General features: G+C 72.2%; 23 protein-coding genes. 16 read left to right on the plus strand and 7 right to left on the minus strand.

The annotated features are described in order from the left end of the window. Positions 1 to 122: 122 nt before the first annotated feature. Together G6553_RS06010 and G6553_RS06015 are read right to left on the minus strand one after the other, a co-directional pair. Positions 123 to 1,490 carry an FAD-binding oxidoreductase gene (locus G6553_RS06010; RefSeq protein WP_242680042.1) on the minus strand — a complete coding sequence of 456 codons (1,368 nt, stop codon included), beginning with the start codon at positions 1,488 to 1,490 and terminating at the stop codon, positions 123 to 125. Then, positions 1,487 to 1,960, minus strand: a complete 474-nt coding sequence (locus tag G6553_RS06015; RefSeq protein ID WP_166190078.1) for an Lrp/AsnC family transcriptional regulator — start codon at positions 1,958 to 1,960, stop codon at positions 1,487 to 1,489. The genes G6553_RS06010 and G6553_RS06015 overlap by 4 nt, the downstream gene beginning before the upstream one ends. 196 nt (positions 1,961 to 2,156) lie before the next feature. Here G6553_RS06015 and G6553_RS06020 point away from each other — a divergent pair, with 196 nt between their 5' ends. From G6553_RS06020 to G6553_RS06035, 4 genes are read left to right on the plus strand one after another with little or no spacing between them, the layout of a single operon-like run. Beyond that, entirely contained in the window at positions 2,157 to 3,359 is a 1,203-nt protein-coding gene (locus tag G6553_RS06020; protein ID WP_166190080.1) for a spermidine/putrescine ABC transporter substrate-binding protein, read from the plus strand. After that, positions 3,352 to 4,539, plus strand: a complete 1,188-nt coding sequence (locus tag G6553_RS06025; RefSeq protein ID WP_347565533.1) for an ABC transporter ATP-binding protein — start codon at positions 3,352 to 3,354, stop codon at positions 4,537 to 4,539. Before G6553_RS06020 ends, G6553_RS06025 begins: the two co-directional genes overlap by 8 nt. Beyond that, the gene (locus tag G6553_RS06030; protein ID WP_347565534.1) at positions 4,540 to 5,484 is read left to right on the plus strand and encodes an ABC transporter permease; all 945 of its coding nucleotides are present in this window, start codon (positions 4,540 to 4,542) and stop codon (positions 5,482 to 5,484) included. After that, entirely contained in the window at positions 5,481 to 6,290 is an 810-nt protein-coding gene (locus G6553_RS06035; protein ID WP_166190084.1) for an ABC transporter permease, read from the plus strand. Before G6553_RS06030 ends, G6553_RS06035 begins: the two co-directional genes overlap by 4 nt. A 151-nt stretch (positions 6,291 to 6,441) precedes the next feature. Here G6553_RS06035 and G6553_RS06040 read toward each other — a convergent pair whose 3' ends face one another. Beyond that, a complete protein-coding gene (locus G6553_RS06040) occupies positions 6,442 to 7,830 on the minus strand; it encodes an aspartate aminotransferase family protein (RefSeq protein WP_166190086.1) in 1,389 nt (462 codons plus the stop codon). A gap of 143 nt (positions 7,831 to 7,973) precedes the next feature. Between G6553_RS06040 and G6553_RS06045 the strand changes: the two genes are divergently transcribed. Both G6553_RS06045 and G6553_RS06050 read left to right on the plus strand, forming a co-directional pair. After that, positions 7,974 to 9,407, plus strand: coding sequence for a gamma-aminobutyraldehyde dehydrogenase (locus G6553_RS06045; protein WP_166190088.1), 1,434 nt, complete (start codon positions 7,974 to 7,976; stop codon positions 9,405 to 9,407). After that, positions 9,400 to 10,641: a saccharopine dehydrogenase C-terminal domain-containing protein gene (locus tag G6553_RS06050; protein WP_347565535.1), complete on the plus strand. Its 1,242-nt coding sequence runs from the start codon at positions 9,400 to 9,402 to the stop codon at positions 10,639 to 10,641. Before G6553_RS06045 ends, G6553_RS06050 begins: the two co-directional genes overlap by 8 nt. 126 nt (positions 10,642 to 10,767) lie before the next feature. On the opposite strand, the gene G6553_RS06055 is transcribed toward G6553_RS06050, so the two are convergent. Next, positions 10,768 to 12,564 carry an amidohydrolase family protein gene (locus G6553_RS06055; protein ID WP_166190090.1) on the minus strand — a complete coding sequence of 599 codons (1,797 nt, stop codon included), beginning with the start codon at positions 12,562 to 12,564 and terminating at the stop codon, positions 10,768 to 10,770. Between the two features lie 47 nt (positions 12,565 to 12,611). After that, positions 12,612 to 13,976 carry a 4-aminobutyrate--2-oxoglutarate transaminase gene (gabT, locus tag G6553_RS06060; protein ID WP_166190092.1) on the minus strand — a complete coding sequence of 455 codons (1,365 nt, stop codon included), beginning with the start codon at positions 13,974 to 13,976 and terminating at the stop codon, positions 12,612 to 12,614. 100 nt (positions 13,977 to 14,076) lie between these two features. Here gabT and dxr point away from each other — a divergent pair, with 100 nt between their 5' ends. From dxr to G6553_RS06090, 6 genes are read left to right on the plus strand one after another with little or no spacing between them, the layout of a single operon-like run. Continuing rightward, positions 14,077 to 15,171, plus strand: coding sequence for a 1-deoxy-D-xylulose-5-phosphate reductoisomerase (dxr, locus tag G6553_RS06065; RefSeq protein WP_166190094.1), 1,095 nt, complete (start codon positions 14,077 to 14,079; stop codon positions 15,169 to 15,171). Positions 15,172 to 15,203: 32 nt separating this feature from the next. Continuing rightward, positions 15,204 to 16,556, plus strand: a complete 1,353-nt coding sequence (locus G6553_RS06070) for a site-2 protease family protein (RefSeq protein WP_166190096.1) — start codon at positions 15,204 to 15,206, stop codon at positions 16,554 to 16,556. A gap of 42 nt (positions 16,557 to 16,598) precedes the next feature. Beyond that, the gene (ispG, locus tag G6553_RS06075) at positions 16,599 to 17,750 is read left to right on the plus strand and encodes a flavodoxin-dependent (E)-4-hydroxy-3-methylbut-2-enyl-diphosphate synthase (RefSeq protein ID WP_166190098.1); all 1,152 of its coding nucleotides are present in this window, start codon (positions 16,599 to 16,601) and stop codon (positions 17,748 to 17,750) included. A 38-nt stretch (positions 17,751 to 17,788) separates the two neighbouring features. Further along, on the plus strand, positions 17,789 to 18,634 hold the full coding sequence (locus G6553_RS06080) for a GNAT family N-acetyltransferase (protein ID WP_166190100.1): 846 nt from the start codon (positions 17,789 to 17,791) through the stop codon (positions 18,632 to 18,634). Between the two features lie 36 nt (positions 18,635 to 18,670). Further along, positions 18,671 to 19,033, plus strand: coding sequence for a DoxX family protein (locus G6553_RS06085; protein ID WP_166190102.1), 363 nt, complete (start codon positions 18,671 to 18,673; stop codon positions 19,031 to 19,033). 28 nt (positions 19,034 to 19,061) lie between these two features. Beyond that, entirely contained in the window at positions 19,062 to 20,840 is a 1,779-nt protein-coding gene (locus G6553_RS06090; protein ID WP_242680043.1) for a proline--tRNA ligase, read from the plus strand. Positions 20,841 to 21,006: 166 nt separating this feature from the next. Here the strand turns inward: G6553_RS06090 and G6553_RS06095 are convergent, their stop codons facing one another. Both G6553_RS06095 and G6553_RS06100 read right to left on the minus strand, forming a co-directional pair. Further along, positions 21,007 to 21,444 carry a ferritin-like domain-containing protein gene (locus G6553_RS06095; protein WP_166190104.1) on the minus strand — a complete coding sequence of 146 codons (438 nt, stop codon included), beginning with the start codon at positions 21,442 to 21,444 and terminating at the stop codon, positions 21,007 to 21,009. Further along, a complete protein-coding gene (locus G6553_RS06100; RefSeq protein WP_166190106.1) occupies positions 21,441 to 21,974 on the minus strand; it encodes a hypothetical protein in 534 nt (177 codons plus the stop codon). Before G6553_RS06100 ends, G6553_RS06095 begins: the two co-directional genes overlap by 4 nt. Before the next feature lie 88 nt (positions 21,975 to 22,062). On the opposite strand from G6553_RS06100, the gene rimP reads away from it, so the two are divergent. The 4 genes from rimP to G6553_RS06120 form a co-directional block, all read left to right on the plus strand. Next, entirely contained in the window at positions 22,063 to 22,569 is a 507-nt protein-coding gene (gene rimP / locus G6553_RS06105; protein ID WP_166190108.1) for a ribosome maturation factor RimP, read from the plus strand. Then, entirely contained in the window at positions 22,569 to 23,543 is a 975-nt protein-coding gene (gene nusA / locus G6553_RS06110) for a transcription termination factor NusA (RefSeq protein WP_166190110.1), read from the plus strand. The genes rimP and nusA overlap by 1 nt, the downstream gene beginning before the upstream one ends. 80 nt (positions 23,544 to 23,623) lie before the next feature. Further along, positions 23,624 to 23,968 carry a YlxR family protein gene (locus tag G6553_RS06115; protein WP_166190112.1) on the plus strand — a complete coding sequence of 115 codons (345 nt, stop codon included), beginning with the start codon at positions 23,624 to 23,626 and terminating at the stop codon, positions 23,966 to 23,968. 122 nt (positions 23,969 to 24,090) lie between these two features. Next, positions 24,091 to 24,351 (plus strand): translation initiation factor IF-2 N-terminal domain-containing protein (locus G6553_RS06120; RefSeq protein WP_166190114.1); only part of this gene is annotated, 261 nt, incomplete at its 3' end.

Genomic DNA, 24,351 nt, shown 5'->3' on the forward strand with positions numbered 1-24,351 from the left:
CGGCCCAACCAGCGGTGGCGAGGCCGGTACTCGTCGACCGGCTACCAGAAGTCGGCCCGTGGGCGCATCGGCCCAGGTCGCGACCGCGGCCGGATGAGTTCTGGTAGTCCCTCGACGCCGGCTCAACCAGCGGCAGGGACGATCTTCGCGGTGAAGCGGGCGAGGAGGCTGGGGCGGCGGGTGAGGGACTCCTCGGCGTCGGCGAGGCGGGTGGCGCGAAGGCCGGCGTTGATGCCGAGCCACCGCAGCGGTTCCGGCTCCCAGGCGGGGGAGCGGTGGCCGACCCACGGCAGCCGGACCAGCTCGGTGTCGTGGCCGAGCACGAGGTCGCGCAGGGTGCGGCCGGCGAGGTTCGTGGTGGCGACCCCGTCGCCGACGTACCCGCCCGCCCACGCGAGCCCGGTCCGACGGTCCAGCCCGACCGAGGCGCACCAGTCCCGGGCGATGCCGAGCGGGCCGCCCCAGGCGTGGGTGACGCGCGTGCCGGCGAGCACGGGGAAGAGGTCGACGAGAGTGGCGTGCAGCCCGGCGAAGACCCGCTCGTCGCGGTCGAACGCGGGGCTGACCCGCGAGCCGAGGTGGTACGGCGCGCCACGCCCGCCGAAGGCGAGCCGGTCGTCGGCGGTCCGCTGGCCGTAGATGACCAGGTGCCGGTGGTCGCTGAACGTCTCGCGCCGAGCCAGCCCGATCTCGTCCCACACCGCGGCCGGCAGCGGCTCGGTGGCGATCATGAGCGAGTAGACCGGGACGACCGCGCGCCGCTGCCCGGGCAGCAGCGGGGTGTACCCCTCCGTCGCGCGCACGACGACGTCGGCGCGCACGTCCCCGACGGCGGTCCGGGCGCGGCCGGGCTCGATCGCGGTGACCCGCGTGCCCTCGTGGATGGTGACGCCGTGCCGCTCGCACGCCTCGGCCAGGCCGCGGACCAGGCGCGCGGGGTGGATGGCGGCGCAGTCGGGGGTGTACGTCGCGCCGACGGTGCTCCTCGCGCGCAGCACGCCGGTCGCCTCCCGCCCGTCGAGCAGCCGCAGGTCGTCCTCGCCGCGGCCCCAGGTGCGTGCCGCGGCGACCTCGGCGCGAGCGCGCGCCCACTGGGCCCGGTTGCGGGCGACGACGACGGTGCCGCCCTTGGCCAGGTGGCAGTCGATGCCCTCGGCAGCAGCGGTCCGCGCCACCTCGTCGACCGTCGCGCGCATGGCCCGGTGCTGCGCGAGCGCGGCGTCGCGCCCGGCGGCGGCCGCCAGCGCGGGCAGGGAGGCGGGGAAGAGTGCCGAGCACCACCCGCCGTTGCGCCCGGACGCGCCGTGCCCGACCTGCTCGGCCTCGAGCACGACGATGCGCAGGGAGGGGTCGGCGACGGCGAGGGAGTACGCCGTCCACAGCCCGGTGTAGCCGGCGCCGACGACGACCACGTCGGCGTCGCGGGCGCCCGGCAGCGGTGGGCGCGACGGCGCGGGCGGGGCCGTGTCGTGCCACAGCGAACGGGTCAACGGACACCCCAGGAGTAGGTCTGCTTGCGCAGGCTGAGGTACATGAACGTCTCGGTCGCGACGACGCCCTCGATCGAGCGCACGCGGTGGGAGAGCAGGTCGAGGAGGTGGTCGTCGCTCTCGCAGACCACCTCGACGAGCAGGTCGAACGAGCCGGCCGTGATCACGACGTAGTCGACCTCGTCGAGCGCGCTCAGCGCGTCGGCGACCGGCTCGAGCGGGCCCCGCACCTTGACGCCGACCATCGCCTGTCGCGCGAAGCCGAGCTCGAGCGGGTCGGTGACCGCCACGACCTGCATGACGCCGCCCTCGACGAGCCGCTGCACCCGCTGGCGCACCGCGGCCTCCGAGAGCCCGACGACCTTGCCGATGGCCGCGTAGGAACGCCGACCGTCCTGCTGGAGCTGCTCGATAATCGCCTTCGAGACGTCGTCGAGCACCACGGGGGTGCGGTCCTGCCGGCGGGTCATGGGCGGCACTCTCCCACGGCGGGGCCGGTCCGAGCGACCACGGAACGCCGAGGCAGGCCGAGACCGCACGAGCGATTTCGTTGCGAACACGTTTCGTGTCGACGGTTTCGCTTGCCGGGGGTCCCGCTCGGTGGCACGATCCGGAGCACGCCAGCCCGAGACGAGCTGCGGCCGCACGGCCGCCGAGGGGAGCCGGATGACACCGCGACCGCCCACCGGCCCGTCGGCTGCCCGCGGCGGGCTGGCCACGCGGCGTACCGTCCTGCGGGGCCTGGGGGGCCTCGCAGTGGCGGGTGCGAGCGTGGGGGTGCTGCCGCTCTTCGGCCAGGACGGCGCCCAGCAGGACCCCGCCGACTGCCGGGCTCCCGACCGGTCCGCCGACGACCGGCTGGTCGTGGTGTCGAACTGGCCGGGCTACATCGACCCGCGCCGCGACGAGGGCAACACCCGCGACCTGCTCGAGGAGCGGACCGGAATCACCGTCCGCTACACCGACGACATCAACGACAACGCGGAGTTCTACGCCAAGGTGCGCAACCAGCTCGGCAGCTGCGAGCCGGTCGACCGCGACCTGATGATGCTGACCGACTGGATGGCGGCCCGGATGATCAGCCTCGGCTGGGTCCAGCCGCTGGACCGGAAGAACGTCCCCAACCTGCACGCCAACCTCATCGAGCCGCTGCGCGGCGTGGCGTGGGACCCCGACCTGCAGTACCACGCGCCTTGGCAGACCGGCCTGACCGGCGTCGCCTACAACGCCGCGAAGACCGGCGAGATCGGGAGCTTCGCCGAGCTGCTCGACGACCCGGCGCTCAAGGGGCGCGTCACGCTCCTGTCGGAGATGCGCGACACGATGGCGTTCGCGCTCAAGGTGGTCGGCGCCGACCCGGAGGACTTCACGCAGGACCAGTGGGACGACGCGATCGACCGGCTGCGCAAGGCGGTGAGCGACGGCCAGGTCCGCGCGTTCACCGGGAACGAGTACATCCAGGACCTCGCCGCCGGCAACATCGTCGCCTGCGAGGCGTGGTCCGGCGACGTCATCCAGCTCCAGTTCGAGAACCCCGACATCAGGTTCGTGGCGCCCGAGGAGGGCCTCGCGCTGTGGAGCGACAACATGCTCGTGCCCAACGGCGCCGAGCACCAGGCCAACGCCGAGGCCTGGATCGACCACTACTACGACCCGGCGATCGCCGCGCGGCTCGCGGCCTGGGTCAACTACATCTGCCCCGTCGAGGGCGCCCGGGAGGAGATGGAGAAGCTCGACCCCTCGTTGGTCGACAACACCCTCATCTTCCCCGACGCGGAGATGCTCGCGCAGACCTTCGCCTTCATGCCGCTCGACGACCGCCAGGCGATGGCCTACGAAAGGGACTGGTCCGATGTCACAGGTGGCTGAGACCCCCACGAGCCCCGAGCGCCCGTCCGCACCCGCGCGCGACGGCGACCACACGGCGTACGACGGGTTGCGGCTGCGCCAGGTGACCAAGGAGTTCGCGGGCGGGTTCACGGCGGTCCGCTCGCTGGACCTGGACGTGCCGCGCGGGTCGTTCTTCGCGCTGCTCGGGCCGTCCGGGTGCGGCAAGACCACCACGCTGCGGATGGTCGCCGGACTCGAGACGCCGACCTCCGGCACGATCACGCTGGCCGGGCAGGACATCACCTACGCCAAGCCGTATCGCCGACCGGTGAACACCGTCTTCCAGAGCTACGCGCTCTTCCCGCACCTCGACATCTTCGAGAACGTCGCCTTCGGCCTGCGCCGCCGCAAGGAGAAGGACGTCGACCGCCGGGTCCGCGAGATGCTCGAGCTGGTCGAGCTCTCGTCGCAGGCCCGCAAGCGCCCCGCGCAGCTCTCCGGCGGCCAGCAGCAGCGGGTCGCGCTGGCGCGGGCGCTCATCAACCAGCCCGAGGTGCTGCTGCTGGACGAGCCGCTCGGCGCGCTCGACCTCAAGCTGCGCCGGTCGATGCAGATCGAGGTCAAGCGGATCCAGATGGAGGTGGGACGAACCTTCGTCCACGTCACCCACGACCAGGAGGAGGCCATGACGATGGCCGACACGGTCGCGGTGATGAACGGCGGCGTGATCGAGCAGATGGGCGCCCCGGCCGAGCTCTACGAGAACCCGCGCAGCACCTTCGTCGCCAACTTCCTCGGCCAGTCCAACCTCATCGAGGGGCGGGTCGTGCAGCGGGCCGCCGACGTCACCAGCGTGGACATGCACGGCATCGCCGTCTCCGTGCCGACCCCGCGCGTGCACACCGACAGCGACGCCGGCTGGGTCGGCATCCGCCCGGAGAAGGTGCTGATCGGACCACCGGGCGAGGAGCTCGACGCGCCCGGCAACACCATCCCGGGCGGCGTCGTCAGCGACGTGAGCTTCGTCGGGGTGAGCACGCAGTACCTCGTGCGGATGCCGTGGGGCCAGGAGCTGCAGGTCTTCTCGCAGAACACCGGGCGCACCCGGATGTTCAGCCAGGGCGAGCAGGTCGAGCTGTCCTGGCGGCCGGAGTACGCCTTCCTCCTCGACCGCAGCCAGGACGCCGCCGCCGGTGCGGCCGAGCGCGTGGGTGGCTGAGTGACCAGCACCGCGGGGGTCGCCCCGCCCCTCGACGTACCCGGCACCGGGACCGGCCCGACGCCCGGCGCGCCTCCCGAGGTGCCGCCGGAGACCGGCCGGCGCCGCGGGAAGACCGGCTACCTGCTGCTCCTGCCGGGCGCGCTGTGGCTGGTGCTGTTCTTCGTCGTGCCGTTCTACTCCCTGGTCGCGACCAGCCTCTACGACCCGGCCGGCTCCGACTTCCGCGGCTACGAGATGACCTGGGCCGTCGGCAACTACGTCGACGCGCTCCAGGAGTACTGGCGCCCGATGCTGCGCTCGCTCTGGTACGGCGCGCTGGCGACGCTCTTCTGCCTGGTCCTGGGCTACGTGCTGGCCTACGCGATCGCGTTCAAGGCCGGCCGCTGGAAGAACCTGATGCTGGTGCTGGTCGTGGCACCGTTCTTCACCAGCTTCCTGGTGCGCACGCTGTCGTGGAAGCTGATCCTCGCCGACGACGGCTGGGTCGTGAACACGCTCCAGTTCCTCCAGGTGCTCGGCGAGGACGGCCGGCTGCTCGCGACGCCGGTCGCGGTCGTGGCCGGCCTGACCTACAACTTCCTGCCGTTCATGGTGCTGCCGCTCTACGCCAGCCTCGACAAGATCGACCCGCGGCTCGTCGAGGCGTCCAGCGACCTCTACGCCCACCCGGCCGTCGGCTTCTTCAAGGTGACCTGGCCGTTGTCCCTGCCCGGCGTGGTCTCGGGGACGCTGCTCACCTTCATCCCGGCCTCGGGCGACTACATCAACGCCGAGCTGCTCGGCTCGCCGAACCAGCGGATGGTCGGCGGGGTCATCCAGAGCCTGTTCACCGACGCCAACGACTACCCAGCCGCCGCGGCGCTGTCGATGGTGCTGATGGTGCTGATCGTCGTGATGGTCCTGCTCTACGTACGCCGTGCGGGGACGGAGGAGCTCCTGTGAGCCGGGCGGGCAGGTGGGTGCGCGAGCACCTGGTGCTGGTGCTGGGGCTGCTGGTGCTGGCCTACACGTTCGTGCCGATCGCGATCGTGGTGCTGATGAGCTTCAACGCGCCGGCCAGCCGCAACGTCTACGCCTTCGACGGCTTCACCCTCGACAACTGGGCGAACCCCTGCGCGGACCCCGGCATGTGCGACGCGCTCGCGCGCAGCGTCCAGATCGGCCTGCTCTCGACGCTGCTGGCGACCGTGCTCGGCACGCTCGCGGCGTTCGCGCTGGTGCGCCACGACTTCGCCGGCCGCTCCGCGAGCAACCTGCTGGTCTTCCTGCCGATGGCCGCGCCCGAGATCGTGCTCGGCTCCTCGCTGCTGGCGCTCTTCGTGGCGACCGGCTTCAGCGGTCAGCTCGGCTTCTGGACGATCTTCGTCGCCCACGTGATGTTCTGCCTGTCGTTCGTGGTCGTCGCGGTCCGCGCCCGTCTCGCGGGCATGGACGACCACCTCGAGCAGGCGGCGATGGACCTCTACGCGACGCCGGTGCAGACCTTCCGCCGGGTGACCTTCCCGCTGGTGTTCCCGGGCATCCTCGGCGCCGCGCTGCTGAGCTTCTCGCTGTCCTTCGACGACTTCATCATCACCAACCTCAACGCCGGCACCACCACGACGTTCCCGATGTACGTCTGGGGCGTCGCCCAGCGCGGCGTGCCGATGCAGGTCAACGTGATCGGCACCGTGATGTTCCTCGTCTCGGTCGCCATCGTCGTCGTCGGCGAGGTCGGCAACCGCCGCCGGCTTGCCGCCCGCACCTGACCCGCCGAGGTGGCGCCCGCGCAGGGTCGAGGTGGCGCCCGCGCAGGGCCGAGGTGGCGCCCGCGCAGGGCCGAGGTGGCGCCCAAGCAGGGTCGCGCCTGCGGGGCTGCTACTCCGGCGCTGCGGGAGTGCCATCTCGGCGGGGGGAGGGTCAGAGCAGGGAGCCGGCCTTGTCGAGGACGACGCGGAGCACCTGCTCCATCTCCTCGAAGTGCTCGGGGCCGCAGATGAGCGGGGGAGCGAGCTGGACGACCGGGTCGCCGCGGTCGTCGGCGCGGCAGTAGAGCCCCTCGGCGTAGAGCTGCTTGGACACGAAGCCGTAGAGGATCCGCTCGGACTCCTCGGCGGTGAAGGACTCCTTGGTGTTCTTGTCCTTGACCAGCTCGATCCCGTAGAAGTACCCGTCGCCGCGGACGTCGCCCACGATCGGCAGGTCCAGCAGGCGCTCGAGGATCGCGCGGCACTCCGCCTCGTTCTCGCGGACGTTCTCCAGGACGCGCTCCTCCTCGAAGAGCTGGAGGTTGCGCAGCCCGACCGCGGTCGAGACCGGGTGGCCACCGAAGGTGTAGCCGTGGGCGAACATCGCCTTCTCCTCGTGGAACGGCTCCATCAGCCGGTCCGAGGCGATCATCGCGCCGAGCGGTGCGTAGCCGGAGGTGATGCCCTTCGCGCAGGTGATCATGTCGGGCTGGTAGTCGTAGCGCTCCGCGCCGAACATGTGGCCGAGCCGACCGAAGGCGCAGATGACCTCGTCGGAGACCAGCAGCACGTCGTACTCGTCGCAGATCTCCCGGACCCGCTGGAAGTAGCCGGGCGGGGGCGGGAAGCAGCCGCCGGCGTTCTGCACGGGCTCGAGGAAGACCGCCGCGACGGTGTCGGGGCCCTCGTTCTCGATGGCGATCGCAACCTGGTCGGCGGCCCAGCGGCCGAACGCCTCGGGGTCGGAGCCGTCCAGGAAGCCGGAGGTGATCTCGTCGGCGCGGTAGGCGTTGGTGTTGGGCACCCGGAAGGTCGAGGGCACCAGCGGCTCGAACTGCTGCTTGAGCAGCGGCAGCCCGGTGATCGACAGCGCGCCCTGGGTGGTGCCGTGGTAGGCGATCGAGCGGCTGACCACCTTGTGCTTCATCGGCTTGCCGGTGAGCTTGAAGTAGTTCTTGGCCAGCTTCCACGCGGTCTCCACGGCCTCGCCGCCACCGCTGGTGAAGAAGACGCGGTTGAGGTCGCCCGGGGCGTACGACGCCACCTTCTCGGCCAGCTCGATGGCCGGCGGGTGCGCGTAGGACCACAGCGGCATGAACGCCAGCTCCTGGGCCTGCTTGGCCGCGGCCTCGGCGAGCTCGGTCCGCCCGTGGCCGAGCTGGGAGACGAAGAGGCCCGCCAGCCCGTCGAGGTAGCGCTTCCCGGTCGCGTCCCACAGGTAGGCGCCCTCGCCGCGCACCATGATCGGCACGTCGCCCTCGGCGTACGCGCCGTGGCGGGAGAAGTGCAGCCACAGGTGGTCCTTGGCGGCCTGCTGCAGGTGGTCGTAGTCCGGGTGCATGGCTCCATGGTGCGCCGAGGTCGGGGGCAGGAGCAAGCCGCCGCGCACGATTCCGCATGTGTCCGGCACGTTTCGCGACGGATTTCGTGGACGAATCGCGCCGAGACCTCCCCATCCGCGTTCCGGATCACTAGGGTCGGCCCATGGCCGAGCAGTCGTTCCGCAATGTCGTCGACGGCCAGACCGTCGACTCCGTCTCCGGCGAGACCTACGAGGTCCTCGACCCCAGCACCGGCGAGGTCTACGCCCGGGCGCCGCGGTCGGGCGCCGAGGACGTCGACCGGGCGTACGCCGCCGCGCAGCGCGCCTTCGAGGGTTGGGGGTCCACGACGCCCCAGGAGCGGTCGCTGGCCCTGCTGCGCATCGCCGACGCGCTCGAGGCGCGCGCCGAGGAGTTCGTGGCCGCGGAGTGCCGCGACACGGGCAAGCCGATCGGGCTGACCGCCAGCGAGGAGATGCCGCCGACGGTCGACCACTTCCGCTTCTTCGCCGGCGCGTGCCGGGTGCTGGAGGGCAAGTCGGCGGGGGAGTACCTGGCCGACCACACGTCGTTCATCCGCCGCGAGCCGATCGGCGTCGTCGGGCAGGTGACGCCGTGGAACTACCCGCTGCCGATGATGGTCTGGAAGATCGCCCCCGCGCTCGCGGCCGGCAACACGGTCGTCCTGAAGCCCTCGGACACCACGCCCGCGACCTCCACGATGATGGCCGAGCTGGCCCAGGAGTTCCTCCCGCCGGGCGTGCTCAACGTCGTGTGCGGCGACCGCGACACCGGCCGGGCGCTCGTGGCGCACCCGACGCCGCAGATGGTCTCGATCACCGGTTCGGTCCGCGCCGGCATGGAGGTCGCCGGCGCCGCCGCGGCCGACCTCAAGCGGGTCCACCTCGAGCTCGGCGGCAAGGCGCCGGTCGTGGTCTTCGACGACGCCGACGTCGAGAAGGCCGCCGCCGCGATCGCCGAGGCCGGCTACTTCAACGCCGGCCAGGACTGCACCGCCGCCACCCGCGTGCTCGCCGGGCCGGGCATCCACGACGACTTCGTCGCGGCGCTCACCGAGCAGGCGCGCGCCACCCGCACCGGGATGCCCGACGACGATGACGTCCTCTACGGCGCGCTCAACAACGCCGACCAGCTCGCCCGGGTCAGCGGCATGGTCGACCGGCTGCCCGACCACGGCCGGCTGGAGACCGGGGGCCGCCGGCAGGGGGAGGCCGGTTACTTCTACGAGCCGACCGTCCTCTCGGGCCTGCGGCAGGACGACGAGCAGGTGCAGGAGGAGATCTTCGGCCCGGTCATCACCGTCCAGCGGTTCTCCGACGAGGCCGAGGCCCTGCGTTGGGCCAACGGCGTGAAGTACGGCCTCGCCTCCAGCGTCTGGACCCGCGACCACGGCACCGCCATGCGGATGTCGCGCGGCCTCGACTTCGGCGTCGTGTGGGTCAACACCCACATCCCCTACGTCTCCGAGATGCCCCACGGCGGCTTCAAGCACTCCGGCCACGGCAAGGACCTGTCCATGTACGGCCTCGAGGACTACACCCGGATCAAGCACGTCATGAGCTACATCGGTGAGTGACGTGACGGCACCGATGCGCATCCTCCTGGTCGGCGCCGGCGGCGTCGGCGCGGCGTTCTGCTCGATCGCGGTACGCCGCGACTTCTTCGAGGCGGTCGTCGTCGCGGACTACTCGCTGGCCTCGGCCGAGCGCGCGGCCGCAGCCGCCGACGGGCGGTTCACCGCCGCGCAGGTCGACGCCTCGAGCGCCGAGTCGGTCGCGGCGCTCGCCCACGAGCACCGCGCCACCCACGTGATGAACGCGGTCGACCCGCGCTTCGTGATGCCGGTCTTCGAGGGGGCGCGGGCCGCGGGCGCCGACTACCTCGACATGGCGATGTCGCTGTCGCGGCCGCACCCGGACGCGCCGTACGAGCAGACCGGCGTGAAGCTCGGCGACGAGCAGTTCGCCCAGGCCGAGGCGTGGGAGGCCGACGGTCGTCTGGCCCTCGTCGGCATCGGCGTCGAGCCGGGGCTCTCCGACGTGTTCGCGCGGTACGCCGCCGACCACCTGTTCTCCGAGATCGACGAGCTCGGCACCCGGGACGGGGCGAACCTCGCCGTCGAGGGCCACGACTTCGCGCCGTCGTTCTCGATCTGGACGACCATCGAGGAGTGCCTCAACCCGCCGGTGATCTGGGAGGGCGACGGCACCGGCAACGGCGAGTGGCGCACGACCGCGCCGTTCTCCGAGCCGGAGGTCTTCCACTTCCCCGAGGGCATCGGACCGGTCGAGTGCGTCAACGTCGAGCACGAGGAGGTGCTCCTCATGCCGCGCTGGGTCGACTGCAAGCGGGCGACGTTCAAGTACGGCCTCGGCAACGAGTTCATCGAGGTCCTCAAGACCCTCCACAAGCTCGGCCTCGACCGCACCGACAAGGTCACCGTCGGCGGGGTCGAGGTCAGCCCACGCGACGTGGTCGCCGCCTGCCTGCCCAACCCCGCCGAGCTCGGCCCGCTGATGACCGGCAAGACCTGCGCGGGCCTGTGGGTCACGGGCCGCGGCAAGGACGGCGCGCCGCGGTCGACGTACCTCTACCACGTGGTCGACAACGAGTGGTCGATGCGCGAGTACGGCCACCAGTGCGTCGTCTGGCAGACCGCCGTCAATCCCGTCGTCGCCCTGGAGCTGCTCGCCACCGGGGCGTGGAAGGGCGCCGGCGTCCTCGGCCCGGAGGCCTTCGACGCCGTGCCGTTCCTCGACCTGCTCACCGCCTACGGCAGCCCCTGGGGGACCGAGGAGCTCGAGGCCTAGGCGGTAGCCGTGAGGTTCATCGGGGCCCCGATGAACCTCACGGTCCCCCGATGAAATTCCGTCGGGGGACCGTCAGTTTCATCGGGGCCCCGGCGAACCTGACAAACCGCCGACCAGCCGGCTGCCTCAACTGGCCGACGGCAGCGAGTCGGCGCCGGAGGCGGGGAGGGGGTCGACGGCGGACTGGCCGGCGCGGAGGAAGCGGCCGGTCCGCTCGCGGCCGAGGACGTCGGCGGCCCGCCCGTCGCGCCAGACGGTGCGACCACCGACCATGACGAGCGGGACGGTGGCGTCGTTGCGGTTGACCATCCGCGACAGCCCGCCGTACTGGTCGACCGGCGACTCGGCGTACTCCTCCAGCGAGGCGTCCAGCCGCTCGGGGTCGACGACGACGAGGTCGGCGCGGTCGCCGACGCGCAGGTGGCCGGCGTCGAGGTCGTACCACTCGGCGAGCTCGCCGGTGAGCCGGTGCACGGCCTGCTCGACGCCGAGGAACGGCTTTCCGGCCTTCTCGGCGTCGTGCACGTGCTTGAGCAGGCGGAGGCCGAAGTTGTAGAAGGCCATGTTGCGCAGGTGGGCGCCGGCGTCGGAGAAGCCCATCTGGATGCTCGGCGTCTGCGCCATCCTCTGCAGGATCTTCGGGCGGTGGTTGGAGATCGTGGTCCGCCAGCGCAGCGCGGTGCCGTGCTCGAGCACGAGGTCGAGGAACGCGTCGACGGGGTGCGCGCCGCCGCGCTCGACGCCGACCTGGCCGAAGGACTTGCCGACGACCGAGGCGTCCGGGCACTCGACGACCTCGGCGTCGAAGAAGTCGCGGTGCCAGACGCGCGGGCCGTACTTAGACTCGTAGTCCTTGCGGAACCGGGCGCGGTACGCCGGGTCGCGCATGAGCTCGTCGCGGGCGAGCTTCTCCTGCAGGTGCAGCGCGGCCGCGCCGGAGCCGAACTCCTCGAAGATCACCAGGTCGATTCCGTCGGCGTACACCTCGAACGGGACCGGCAGGTGCTGCCACCGGAAGTCGGCTCCCAGCCGGTTGACGACCCCGCCGAGCAGGCGCATCAGGTGGATGATGAACGGGATCGCCTTGATGTCGGCGGCCGAGAGCAGGCTGGTCTTCAGCGGGTTGCGCCACAGCCCGATCGAGCCGAGCGCCTGGGTGACGATCGTGTGCGGGTGGGTGGCGTCGGGGCCGGCCTGGAGGGCGCGGCCGCGGCGGCGCAGGACATCGCGCAGGCGACGCATCTCGTGCCCCTTCGCGTACGTCGACGGCAGGGTGCGCGAGCGGCACAGGTCGCCGTCGAGCTTGTCGAAGAGCAGCTGCTGGGCCGACATGCCGACGAAGCCGGCGTCGAGCGCCTCGGTGAGCATCCGCTCCATCCGGTCCAGCTCGCTGCGGGTGGGGCGGACGTCGTCGCGGGTGGCGCGGTCCAGCCCCATGGTGGCGGCGCGCATGTCGGAGTGGCCGATGAACGACGCGAGGTTCGGGCCGAGCGGCAGCGACTCGAGCGCGGCGACGTACTCCTCCGCCGAGCGCCACGTCTTGTGCGCGCCGACCGAGCGGATGACGTGCTGGCGGGGGATCGCCTCGACCCGGCCGAAGAGGTCGCCGGCGTCGACCGCGTCCACGTGGACGGTCGAGAGCGAGCACGAGCCGAGCAGGATCGTGGTGACGCCGTGCCGCAGCGACTCCTCGAGCGCCGGCCCCTCGAGCACCTCGACGTCGTAGTGGGTGTGGATGTCGACCATGCCCGGCATGACCCACCGCCCGGTGGCGTCGACGACCTCGGGGCAACCGGCCTCGTCGAGCGGCTCCGCGGAGACCGCGGCGACTCGACCGCCGCGCAGCCCCAGGTGCCGCACCGCCGACGGCGCTCCGGTCCCGTCGAACCAGCGGCCGCCCTTGATGATCGTGTCGTAGGTCACAGGCGGATCGAACCGGCCCCGCTCGATTCGGTCAAGCTCGACGCGCGTCAAGCGGTTGCGCGGAACCCGTCGGCGACGACGTCGAAGGCCTCGTGCAGCAGCGCGTCGGAGATGGCCAGCGGCGGCAGGAACCGGAAGACGTTGCCCCAGGTCCCGCAGGTCAGCGTGACGACGCCCTGCTGGTGGCAGTACGCCGAGACGGCGGCGGCGCGCACGGGGTCGGGCTCGGTGGTGCCGGGCTCGCACAGCTCGATCGCCATCATCGCCCCGCGGCCGCGGACGTCGCCGATGACCGGGTGCTCGGCCTGCAACGTCTCGAGCCGCCCGCGCATCAGCGTGCCGATCTCCCGGGCCCGGCCGACGAGGTCCCCGGCGCGCATCTCCTCGATCGCGCCGAGCGCGGCCGCGCAGGCCAGCGGGTTGCCGCCGTAGGTGCCGCCAAGCCCGCCCACGTGGACGGCGTCCATGAGGTCGGCCCGGCCCGTGACCGCGGCGAGCGGCAGGCCGCCGGCGATCCCCTTGGCGGTCGTCACCAGGTCGGGCACGACCCCCTCGTGCTCGCTCGCGAACCAGTCGCCGGTGCGGCAGAAGCCGGACTGGATCTCGTCGGCGATGAACACGACGTCGTGGGCCCGGCACCACTCCGCCAGCGCCGGCAGGAAGCCGGGCGCCGGCTCGACGAAGCCGCCCTCGCCCTGCACCGGCTCGATGACGACGCAGGCCAGGTTGGTGGCGCCGACCTGCTTCTCGACGACGTCGACGGCCCGCCGGGCGGCCTCCTCGCCGGACAGCCCGTCGCGGAACGGGTAGGACATCGGGGCGCGGTAGACCTCGCCGGCGAACGGCCCGAAGCCGTGCTTGTAGGGCATGTTCTTCGCCGTCATCGCCATCGTGAGGTTCGTGCGGCCGTGGTAGGCGTGGTCGAAGACGACGACCGCGTCCCGGCCCGTCGCGACCCGCGCGATCTTGACGGCGTTCTCGACCGCCTCGGCGCCCGAGTTGAACAGCGCCGACTTCTTCGCGTGGTCGCCCGGCGTGAGCTCCGCGAGCCGCTCGCACACGTCGACGTAGCCGTCGTACGGCGTGACCATGAAGCAGGTGTGGGTGAACGCCTCGAGCTGCGCCGAGACGCGCTCGACGACCGCCGGGGCGGCGTTGCCCACGGTCGTCACGGCGATGCCGGAGCCGAGGTCGATGAGGGAGTTGCCGTCGACGTCGACGAGCACGCCGCCGCCGGCCGCGACGACGAAGACCGGCAGCGTCGTGCCGACGCCGTCGGCGACGTGCGCGCGCTTGCGCTCGAGCCGCTTCAGCGAGAGTGGGCCGGGGATCTCGGTGACCAGGCGGCGCTCCTGGGGGAGGCCGGGCCCGCCGTTGGCAAGGGTGGTGCTCGGTGCGGACGTCGTCGTCATGGCGGAAGCGTAGGCGTGGTCCGGGTCACACGGGAGCCCCGCTCGTCGACGCTCGCCAGGGCTCGCCGCTCGACCGGCGGCTGGCTGGGAGACTGGCCCGGTGACTGACCGCCGCGACATCGTCATCCTCGGCTCGACGGGCTCCATCGGCACCCAGGCCATCGACCTGGTGCGCGCCAACCCGGACCGGTTCCGCGTCGTCGGGCTGACCGCCGGCGGGTCCAACCCCGACCTGTTCGAGCAGCAGGTGTCGGAGCTGCGCCCGGCGTACGCCGGTCTCGGCGAGGACGCGAGCGTCGAGGCGGCCTCGATGGACGCGGACGTCGTCCTCAACGGCATCACCGGCGCCGTCGGCCTGCGGCCCACGCTCGCCGCGCTCGACGCCGGCACGACGCTCGCGCTCGCCAACAAGGAGTCGCTCGTCATGGGCGGCCCGCTGGTGCTGGAGCGGGCGCGGCCGGGCCAGATCGTCCCGGTCGACTCCGAGCACTCGGCCGTGGCGCAGTGCCTGCGCGGCGGCGCCGCCTCCGAGGTACGCCGCCTGGTGCTCACCGCGAGCGGCGGGCCGTTCCGCGGCCGCACCCGCGCCGAGCTGGCCGAGGTGACGCCGGAGCAGGCGATGGCGCACCCGACGTGGGACATGGGCCCGGTCATCACGATCAACTCCGCGACCCTGGTCAACAAGGGGCTGGAGGTGATCGAGGCGCACCTGCTCTTCGGCATCCCCTACGACCGGATCGAGGTCGTGGTGCACCCGACGAGCGTGGTGCACTCGATGGTCGAGTTCGTCGACGGCTCGACGCTCGTGCAGGCGAGCCCGCCGACGATGATGATCCCGATCGCGCTGGGTCTCGCGTGGCCCGACCGGGTCCCCGGCGCCGCGGCGCCGGTCGACTGGTCGAAGCCGGAGACCTGGGAGTTCCACCCGCTCGACGACGAGGCGTTCCCTGCCGTCGCGCTGGCGCGGGCCGCGGGGGAGCAGGGGGCGACCGCCCCTGCGGTCTACAACGCCGCCAACGAGGTGTGCGTCGACGCCTTCCGCCGGGGCGCCCTGCGGTTCGTCGACATCGTCCCCACGGTTCAGGCGGTTCTCAGCGAGCACGACGTACCCTCGACCGAGCACCTCTCTGTCGACGACGTCCTCGCCGCCGACGCCTGGGCCCGGTCCCGGGCCGAGGCGCTGCTCGAGCCGTGACCCACCGCTGACCGGACCCTGAACGGACCCGCATGACCGCCCTGCTCTACCTCCTCGGCGTGGTGACCTTCGTGGTCGCGATCCTCGTCTCGATCGGTCTGCACGAGCTGGGCCACATGATCCCCGCGAAGGCGTTCGGCGGGAAGGTCACGCAGTACATGATCGGCTTCGGCCCGACCGTGTGGAGCAAGCGCGTCGGCGAGACCGAGTACGGCCTCAAGGCGATCCCGCTCGGCGGCTACGTGAAGATCGTCGGGATGCTGCCGCCGGGCGCCGCTGCGGTCGCCGACGAGGTGACGTACGACGAGCACGGCCAGCAGGTCGTCCGGGTGCGGAAGTCGAACACCGGCATGTTCACCCAGCTCATCTCCGACGCCCGCGCGGCCGAGTGGGAGCTGGTCGAGCCCGGCGACGACGAGCGGCTGTTCTACAAGATGCCGTGGTGGAAGAAGGTCGTCGTCATGGCCGGCGGCCCGACGGTCAACATCCTCATCGCCTTCGGCATCTATGCCTCTGTCTTCGGCACCTACGGCAACCCCGGTGACGTCGAGATCGAGCCGGTCGTCAGCTCGGTCCAGGAGTGCGTCGTGCCGGTCGAGGAGGACGGCCGCGTCTGCACCGCCGCCGACCCCGTCACCCCCGCGGTGCAGGCCGGCCTCGAGCCGGGCGACCGGTTCCTGGCCTTCAACGGCACGCGGATCGAGGACTGGCGCCAGCTGCAGGACCTCATCCGCGGCAACGACGACGGTCGCGCCGAGATCCTCATCGAGCGCGACGGCCGCGAGCGGACGGTCGTCACCAACACCACCGTCTCCGCCCGGCCGACCTCGGCGACCGACGAGACGCTGACCCAGGTCGGCTTCCTGGGCATCTCGCCGAGCGCGGACATCGCGACCGGCGGCATCGGCTACACGCTGGGCCAGATGGGTCAGATGACCAAGGACACGCTGGTGGCGCTCGCGACGCTCCCCGCGAAGGTGTGGGACGTCGCCCAGGCGATCGTCGGCCTGGAGGAGCGCGACCCCGAGGGCCCGGTCAGCATCGTCGGCGGTGGCCGCCTCGCCGGCGAGACGACCGCGCATGAGGAGATCCCCGGCAACGACAAGCTGGCCTTCCTGCTGCTGCTCATCGCCGGCTTCAACTTCTTCATCGGCATGTTCAACTTCATCCCGCTGCTGCCGCTCGACGGGGGCCACATCGCCAGCGCCCTGTGGGAGGCCGTCCGCCGCGGGTTCGCCCGCGTCCTCGGCCGCCCCGACCCGGGGTACGTCGACGCGGCCAAGCTCCTGCCCGTCGCGTACGTCGTCGCCTCGGCCATGCTGGTCATGGGGGTCGTGCTCATCGTCGGCGACCTCGTGGTGCCGCTGCACCTGCCGGAGTCCTGAGCGGCGTCCGGCGCCCTCGGGCCGCGCCGTACCCTTGAGGACATGACCGCCATCAGCCTCGGCATGCCCGCGGCACCGCCGCCGGTGCTCGCGCCGCGCCGACAGACCCGTCAGATCCAGGTCGGCAAGGTCGGTGTCGGCAGCGACCACCCGATCTCGGTGCAGTCGATGACGACGACGGTCACCGCGGACGTCAACGCGACCCTCCAGCAGATCGCCGAGCTGACCGCGTCGGGCTGCGACATCGTTCGTGTCGCCTGCCCGAGCCAGGACGACGCCGAGGCGCTCCCGGCCATCGCCGCGAAGAGCCAGATCCCGGTCATCGCCGACATCCACTTCCAGCCGAAGTACGTCTTCGCAGCCATCGACGCCGGCTGCGCCGCGGTCCGCGTCAACCCCGGCAACATCAAGAGGTTCGACGACCAGGTCAAGGAGATCGCCCGCGCGGCGGCCGACCGCGGCACCTCCATCCGGATCGGCGTCAACGCCGGCTCGCTCGACAAGCGGTTGATGGAGAAGTACGGCAAGGCCACCCCCGAGGCGCTGGTGGAGTCCGCGAAGTGGGAGGCGAGCCTCTTCGAGGAGCACGGCTTCCGCGACTTCAAGATCTCGGTGAAGCACAACGACCCGGTCGTCATGGTCCGCGCCTACGAGCTGCTCGCGGCCGAGGGCGACTGGCCGCTGCACCTCGGGGTGACCGAGGCGGGGCCGGCGTTCCAGGGCACGATCAAGTCCGCGACCGCGTTCGGCGCGCTGCTCTCCCAGGGCATCGGCGACACGATCCGGGTCTCGCTCTCCGCGCCCCCGGTCGAGGAGGTCAAGGTCGGGCTCCAGATCCTGGAGTCGCTCAACCTGCGGCCCCGCCGCCTCGAGATCGTCTCCTGCCCCTCGTGCGGCCGCGCCCAGGTCGACGTCTACAAGCTCGCCGACGAGGTGACCGCCGGCCTCGAGGGCATGGAGGTCCCGCTGCGCGTGGCCGTCATGGGCTGCGTCGTCAACGGCCCGGGCGAGGCCCGCGAGGCCGACCTCGGCGTCGCCTCGGGCAACGGCAAGGGCCAGATCTTCGTCAAGGGCGAGGTCATCAAGACCGTGCCGGAGTCGCAGATCGTGGAGACCCTCATCGAGGAGGCCATGCGGATCGCCGAGGGCATGGAGTCCGTCGACGGCGCCGGCGCCCAGGTCACGGTCGGCTGACGCCGCCTGGCACGAGCCGGACCCCGTAGGCTGCCGACGTGCTGTCGACCCGGTCCGGTGTGCGCCCCCTCGGGGCGGCCGACCTGGCCGCCTTCCTCGACCTCGCCGGGCGCGACCCGGTGGTCAACGTCTTCGCGGACTACCGCGCCCGCACCACCAACCTCGAGCCCCGTTGGCTCGGCGGGGAGATGTGGGGCCGCTTCGACGGCGGTGAGCTCGTCGCGGCCTGCCACGTCGGGGCCAACCTGGTTCCGGTCCAGGCCGGGCCGGACGACGCTCGCGCGTTCGCCGAGCGGGCGTTGAGCCGCGGCCGCACGGTGTCCACGATCGTCGGGCCGCACGCCGCGGTCGAGGCGCTGTGGGAGGGCGTGTCCCCCGGCTGGGACCGTCCGCGCGAGGCCCGCTGGCGCCAGCCCCACCTCGAGATCGCCGGTCCGCCGCAGATCGAGCCGGACCCGCGGGTGCGGCGTACGACCCGGCAGGACATGCCCGAGCTCTATCCCGCGTGCGTGGCGATGTACACCGAGGAGGTCGGCGTCTCGCCCGAGCACGGGGGAGGGGCCGAGCTCTACCGCGCCCGGGTCACCCAGCTGATGAGCCGCGGGTGGTCCTTCGCCGCCTTCGAGGGCGACCGGTTGATCTTCAAGGCCGAGGTCGCCTGCGCCTCCCCGCACGCCGCCCAGATCCAGGGCGTCTGGGTGCCGCCCGACCAGCGCGGCCACGGCCTGGCCGCGCACGGCATGGCCGCGGTCGTGGAGATGGTCCGCGCCGAGGTCGCGCCGGTCGTCTCGCTCTACGTCAACGAGTGGAACGAGCCCGCCCGCCGCGCCTACGCCCGCGTCGGCTTCGCCGAGACCGCCCGGTTCTCCACCGTGATGTTCTGACCGGCGCCCCGACACGCCTCTGACAGGGTGGGCGACATGAGCCTGCCCCTGAGCGCCAAGGTCCTCGCCACCGGCTTCACCGTCAGCGGGGTCGTCCACCTCGTCAAGCCGGAGGTCTTCGAGCCGCTCATGCCGGCCTGGGTGCCGGCCCACCGCGAGGTCATCTACGCCAGTGGCGTGGCCGAGCTGGTGTGCGCCGCGGGCATGGCGGTGCCTGCCACCCGCAAGGTCGCCGGCTACGCCAGCGTGGCCGTGCTCCTGGGCGTCTTCCCGGGCAACGTCAAGATGGCGCAGGACTCGCTCAGGACCCGCAGCACCCGCTTCAAGGCGATCGCGATCGGCCGCCTGCCGATGCAGCTGCCGATGATCCGGGCGGCACTCAAGGCCGCCCGGAGCTGACCCGGCGGGCGGCCGTACCCTTGCGCCCATGACCGCCCGGATCCTGCGCATGTCGAGCCTCTTCGTCCGCACGCTGCGCGACGACCCGGCGGACGCGGAGGTCCCCAGCCACAAGCTGCTCGTCCGGGCCGGCTACATCCGCCGCGCCGCCCCCGGCATCTACACCTGGCTGCCGCTGGGCCTGCGCGTGCTGCGCCGGGTCGAGGACATCATCCGCGAGGAGATGGACGCGATCGGCGCGCAAGAGGTCAGCTTCCCCGCGCTGCTGCCGCGCGAGCCCTACGAGGCGACCAACCGCTGGACGGAGTACGGCGACGGGCTGTTCCGCCTGCAGGACCGCAAGGGCGGCGACTACCTGCTCGGCCCGACGCACGAGGAGATGTTCACGCTCCTCGTCAAGGACCTGTACTCCTCCTACAAGGACCTCCCGCTCGCGCTGTACCAGATCCAGACCAAGTACCGCGACGAGGCGCGTCCGCGCGCCGGCCTGCTGCGCGGCCGCGAGTTCATCATGAAGGACTCCTACTCCTTCGACGTCGACGACGCCGGCCTGGACGAGAGCTACCAGAAGCACCGCGACGCCTACGTCCGGATCTTCGACAAGCTCGGGTTCTCCTACGTCATCGTCTCGGCGCACTCCGGCGCGATGGGCGGCTCGAAGTCCGAGGAGTTCCTGGCCCGCGCTGCGGTCGGCGAGGACACCTTCGTGCAGTGCACGGTGTGCGACTACGCCGCCAACGTCGAGGCGGTCGAAATCCCCGCGCCGGCACCCGTGCCGTACGACGACGCGCCGGCCGCCCACGCGGAGGCAACCCCCGGCACGCCGACCATCGAGACCCTCGTCGACCACCTCAACGCTGCGTTCCCGCGCAATGACCGGTCCTGGACCGCCGCGGACACGCTGAAGAACGTTCTGCTCCTCCTCGAGCACCCCGACGGGTCGACCGAGCCGCTGGCGATCGGTCTCCCCGGCGACCGCGAGGTCGACGAGAAGCGCCTCGAGGCCCACGTCTACCCGGCGTCGTTCCGCCCCTTCGGCGAGGACGACTTCGCCGCGTACCCCGACCTGGCCAAGGGCTACATCGGCCCCCGCGTCCTCGGCGAGGAGAGCGCAACCGGCATCCGCTACCTCGTCGACCCGCGCGTCGTCGAGGGCAGCCGCTGGGTCACCGGTGCCGACGTCGAGGGCTCCCATGTCCTGGAGCTCGTCGCCGGCCGGGACTTCACCCCGGACGGCACGATCGAGGCCGCCGAGGTGCGCGCGGGGGACCCGTGCCCCCGGCTGGACGGCGGCACCCTGCAGGCGGAGCGCGGGCTGGAGATGGGCCACATCTTCCAGCTCGGCCGGAAGTTCGCCGAGGCGCTTGACCTCAAGGTGCTCGACGAGAACGGCAAGCTCGTCACCGTCACCATGGGCTCCTACGGCATCGGTCCCTCGCGAGCCGTCGCCGCGATCGCCGAGGGCACCGCCGACGAGCAGGGGCTGTGCTGGCCCCGCCACGTCGCGCCGGCCGACGTCCACCTGGTCGCGACCGGCAAGGACGAGGCGGTCTTCGCCGCCGCCGAGCGCGTCGCCCACGAGCTGTCCAAGCAGGGCATCGAGGTGCTCTACGACGACCGTCCCGGCAAGGTCAGCCCCGGCGTGAAGTTCAAGGACGCCGAGCTCATCGGCGTGCCGACGATCGTCGTGGTCGGCAAGGGCCTGGCCGACGGGGTCATCGAGGTCAAGGACCGCCGGACCGGCGAGCGCGAGCAGGTGCCGGCCGACCACGTGGTCGACCACCTCGTCCGGCTGGTCCGCGCCTGACGCCGAGGCGCCGCTCCTGCAGGGTCGCCCTGCAGGAAGGTGCAATGCACGAACCTGAGGAGTCGCGGGCATCGACCCGGTGGCCCCGCGTGCTGCAAGGTCGTCCCCGAGGGAGCTCCCCGTCGGTCCCCACCTCGGACGGCTCCCTCGGACCCACGTGTCCGGGTCACCAACGGTCCGCGTGCTCGCCCACCCCGGGGAACATCTCGGGAGTTCCCCGGAAGGCGAGCCCGCGGACCGCTGTGCGTACCAGCACCTCGACCGCCCACCGGCGCAGGTCGTCGGCCGTGTGCCCCACGAGCGAGGCGTACGCCGCCGCGCAGTCGGTCTCCAGCTCCCGCGCCCGCCGCTCGACGGCCGGCACCGCGGCCAGCCGGTCCGGCAGCTCGTAGGCCGGCTCCGCGGCCACCGGCTCGGCCCCTCGGTCCCGGAGCTCGCGCTCGAGCCGGTCGCGCTGCGCCCGGTGCTGGACGTAGGCGTCCTGGAGCGCGGCGTACAGCCCGGGGGAGCCGGACTCCGACGTCTGCGCGCCGAGGGCACCGACGACGTGGAGGGCGGCGTGCTCGGCCGCGAGGGTCGCCTGGAGGGCGTCGAGCGTGGTCATGCGCCGGTTCCCGGGCGGCGGGGGAGCAGCACGAGCTGCTGGGCGACCGCGGCGGCCATCGAGGCGAGCAGCTGCGCGAGCTGTCCACTGTCGGCGCGGACGGCCTGGTCGGCCAGCCGGCGCTGGGTGGCGGCCGCCCGACGGCGGACCAGCGCGAGGGCCGCGGCGGCGTCCGCGGTCGGCGGCGCGGCGGGCCCGCGCTGCTCGCCCTCGAGCGCCGCGAGGTGGGCGACGTGGCTGTCCTCGAGCCCTGCGAGGACGTCGCGCAGGCGCGGGTGCCGCACCCGCACCGCGGCGACGAGGGCCAGGGCCTCGGCGAGCCCGCCGACCGCCTCCTCGACGAGCGCCTCGTCGGCGTCCGGGTCGGGTGCCGGCTCCGGCGCGGAGCCGTCGGAGGGGTCCGTTCGGGGCAGCAGGTCGCCCACGTCGGAGGCGTCGCAGGCGCCCAGGGAGCCGGCCAGGAGGGGCACCAGCGTGACGGTGCCCACGCCGACGACGGCGCGTCGGGACGCGGGCGGCAGGAGAGGCACGGCGCGACCCTAGCCTCCGTCCCGTGCCGGGCTATGGTGTCCGGACGCTGGGAACCGCAGGACAACAGAACAGGGAGGTCGCCCACCCGTGACCACAGGCAAGCAGGACGCCGTCCGGGGTCGGATCGAGGAGGAGCTCCGCGACCCCCTGCAGGTGCTGGGCCTCGACGTCGAGGCCGTCGAGATCACCCCCGCCGGCAAGCGCCGCGTGCTCCGGGTCGCGGTCGACAAGGACGGGGGCGTCACCCTCGACGACGTCGCGGACGCCACCCGTGAGGTCGACCGGGTGCTCGAGGCCTCCGACGTGATGGGCGAGCAGCCCTACACCCTCGAGGTCACCTCCCGCGGCGTCGACCGCCCCCTCACCCTTCCGCGCCACTGGCGGCGCAACGCCACCCGGCTGGTCAAGGCCACGACGACCGCCGGCGAGACCCTCACCGGGCGGATCACCTCCTCCGACGAGGAGGGCGTCACCCTCGACGTCACCGGCCGCGAGCGGCGGCTGGCGTACGCCGACGTCGCCAAGGCGCTGGTGCAGGTCGAGTTCAACCGCAAGACCGACCCCGACGAGGGTCTCGACGAGGAGGAGTCCTGATGGACATCGACCTGAGCATCCTGCGGATGCTGGAGCGGGAGAAGGAGATCTCCTTCGACGTCCTCGTCGAGGCAATCGAGCAGGCCCTGCTCACGGCGTACCACAAGACCCCGGGCGCGCAGGAGCGCGCGCGCGTCGAGCTGGACCGCAAGTCCGGCCACGTCACGGTGCTGGCCACCGAGGTCGACGACGACGGCAACCCGGTGGGGGAGTACGACGACACCCCCCAGGGCTTCGGCCGCATCGCCGCGACGACCGCGAAGCAGATCATGCTCCAGCGCCTGCGCGACGCCGAGGACGAGATCCGGTTCGGTGAGTTCTCCGGCCGGGAGGGCGACATCATCTCCGGTGTCATCCAGCAGGGCCGCAACCCCGACGACGTCATGGTTGACCTCGGCAAGATCGAGGCGCTGCTGCCGGTCAGCGAGCGCGTGCCGGGCGAGGACTACCGCCACGGCACGCGGATCAAGTGCCTGGTCGTCTCGGTGCGCAAGGGCATGCGCGGCCCCCAGGTCACGCTGTCGCGCTCGCACCCGAACCTGGTCAAGAAGCTCTTCGCGCTCGAGGTCCCCGAGATCGCCGACGGCACCGTCGAGATCGCAGCGATCGCCCGCGAGGCGGGCCACCGCACCAAGATCGCGGTCCACAGCAGCACGCCCGGGGTCAACCCCAAGGGCGCGTGCATCGGCCCGATGGGCCAGCGGGTGCGCAACGTGATGGCCGAGCTGAATGGCGAGAAGATCGACATCGTCGACTGGTCCGAGGACCCGGCGACGATGGTGGCCCACGCGCTGTCCCCGGCCCGGGTCACCTCCGTCGAGGTCGTGGACGCCGCCGCCCGCTCCGCGCGCGTCGTGGTGCCGGACTTCCAGCTCTCCCTCGCCATCGGCAAGGAGGGCCAGAACGCCCGCCTGGCCGCCCGGCTGACCGGCTGGCGCATCGACATCCGTTCCGACGAGGGCGACGACGCCTGACCTGTCGCGGACCTGTCGCCGGACCTGGCGCCGGCCCGGCCCTCCCGGTTCGGGAATGCGCCGACGACCCGGTAGGGTTGATGCCAGTGGTTCGCTCTCCCCAGTCCTTCGCACGCCCGGACGACATCGACCCCTCGGGGCCGGTCCGGACCTGTGTGGGTTGTCGGAAGCGGGCCGCCAAGCGCGAGTTGTTGCGGGTGACCGCCGGCTCGGACAGCGACGGCCAGCCGGCCGTGGTGCCCGATCCGACAGCCACCGCTCCGAGGCGTGGTGCCCACCTGCACCCCACCCAGGAGTGCTTCGACCTCGCGGTGCGCCGGAAGGCGTTCGGCCGGGCCCTGAGGACCAGTGGCACGCCCGGGCTCTCCAGCGCACCGGTGGCCGAGCACCTCGCTCGCTCGCACGTCCGACCTGTCAACACCTGATGCACACGACCAGGAACTGGAGCAGCAGCTCATGAGCACTCGATGAGTACTTCCCAATGAGTTTGCACAACCACCAACGGTCCTAGGACGCCGAGCGCGGGTCTGGGGCCAGAAGGAGAAACGTGGCCAAGACCCGAGTTCACGAGCTCGCCAAGCAGTACGGCGTCGAGAGCAAGTTCGTTCTCGAGAAGCTCAAGGAGATGGGGGAGTTCGTCAAGTCGGCGAGCTCCACGGTGGAGCCCCCCGTCGAGATGCGCTTCAAGAAGGAGTTCGGCGAGCAGCTGAAGGCTGCCGGCGGCTCCGCACCTGCCGAGGCACCCGCAGAGAAGGCCGCTCCCGCGGCCCCCCGGGCGCCCCGCGCCCCCGAGGTCGCTCCGGCGGCC

Source organism: Nocardioides sp. IC4_145 (assembly GCF_011250565.1).
Taxonomy (GTDB): Bacteria; Actinomycetota; Actinomycetes; order Propionibacteriales; family Nocardioidaceae; genus Nocardioides.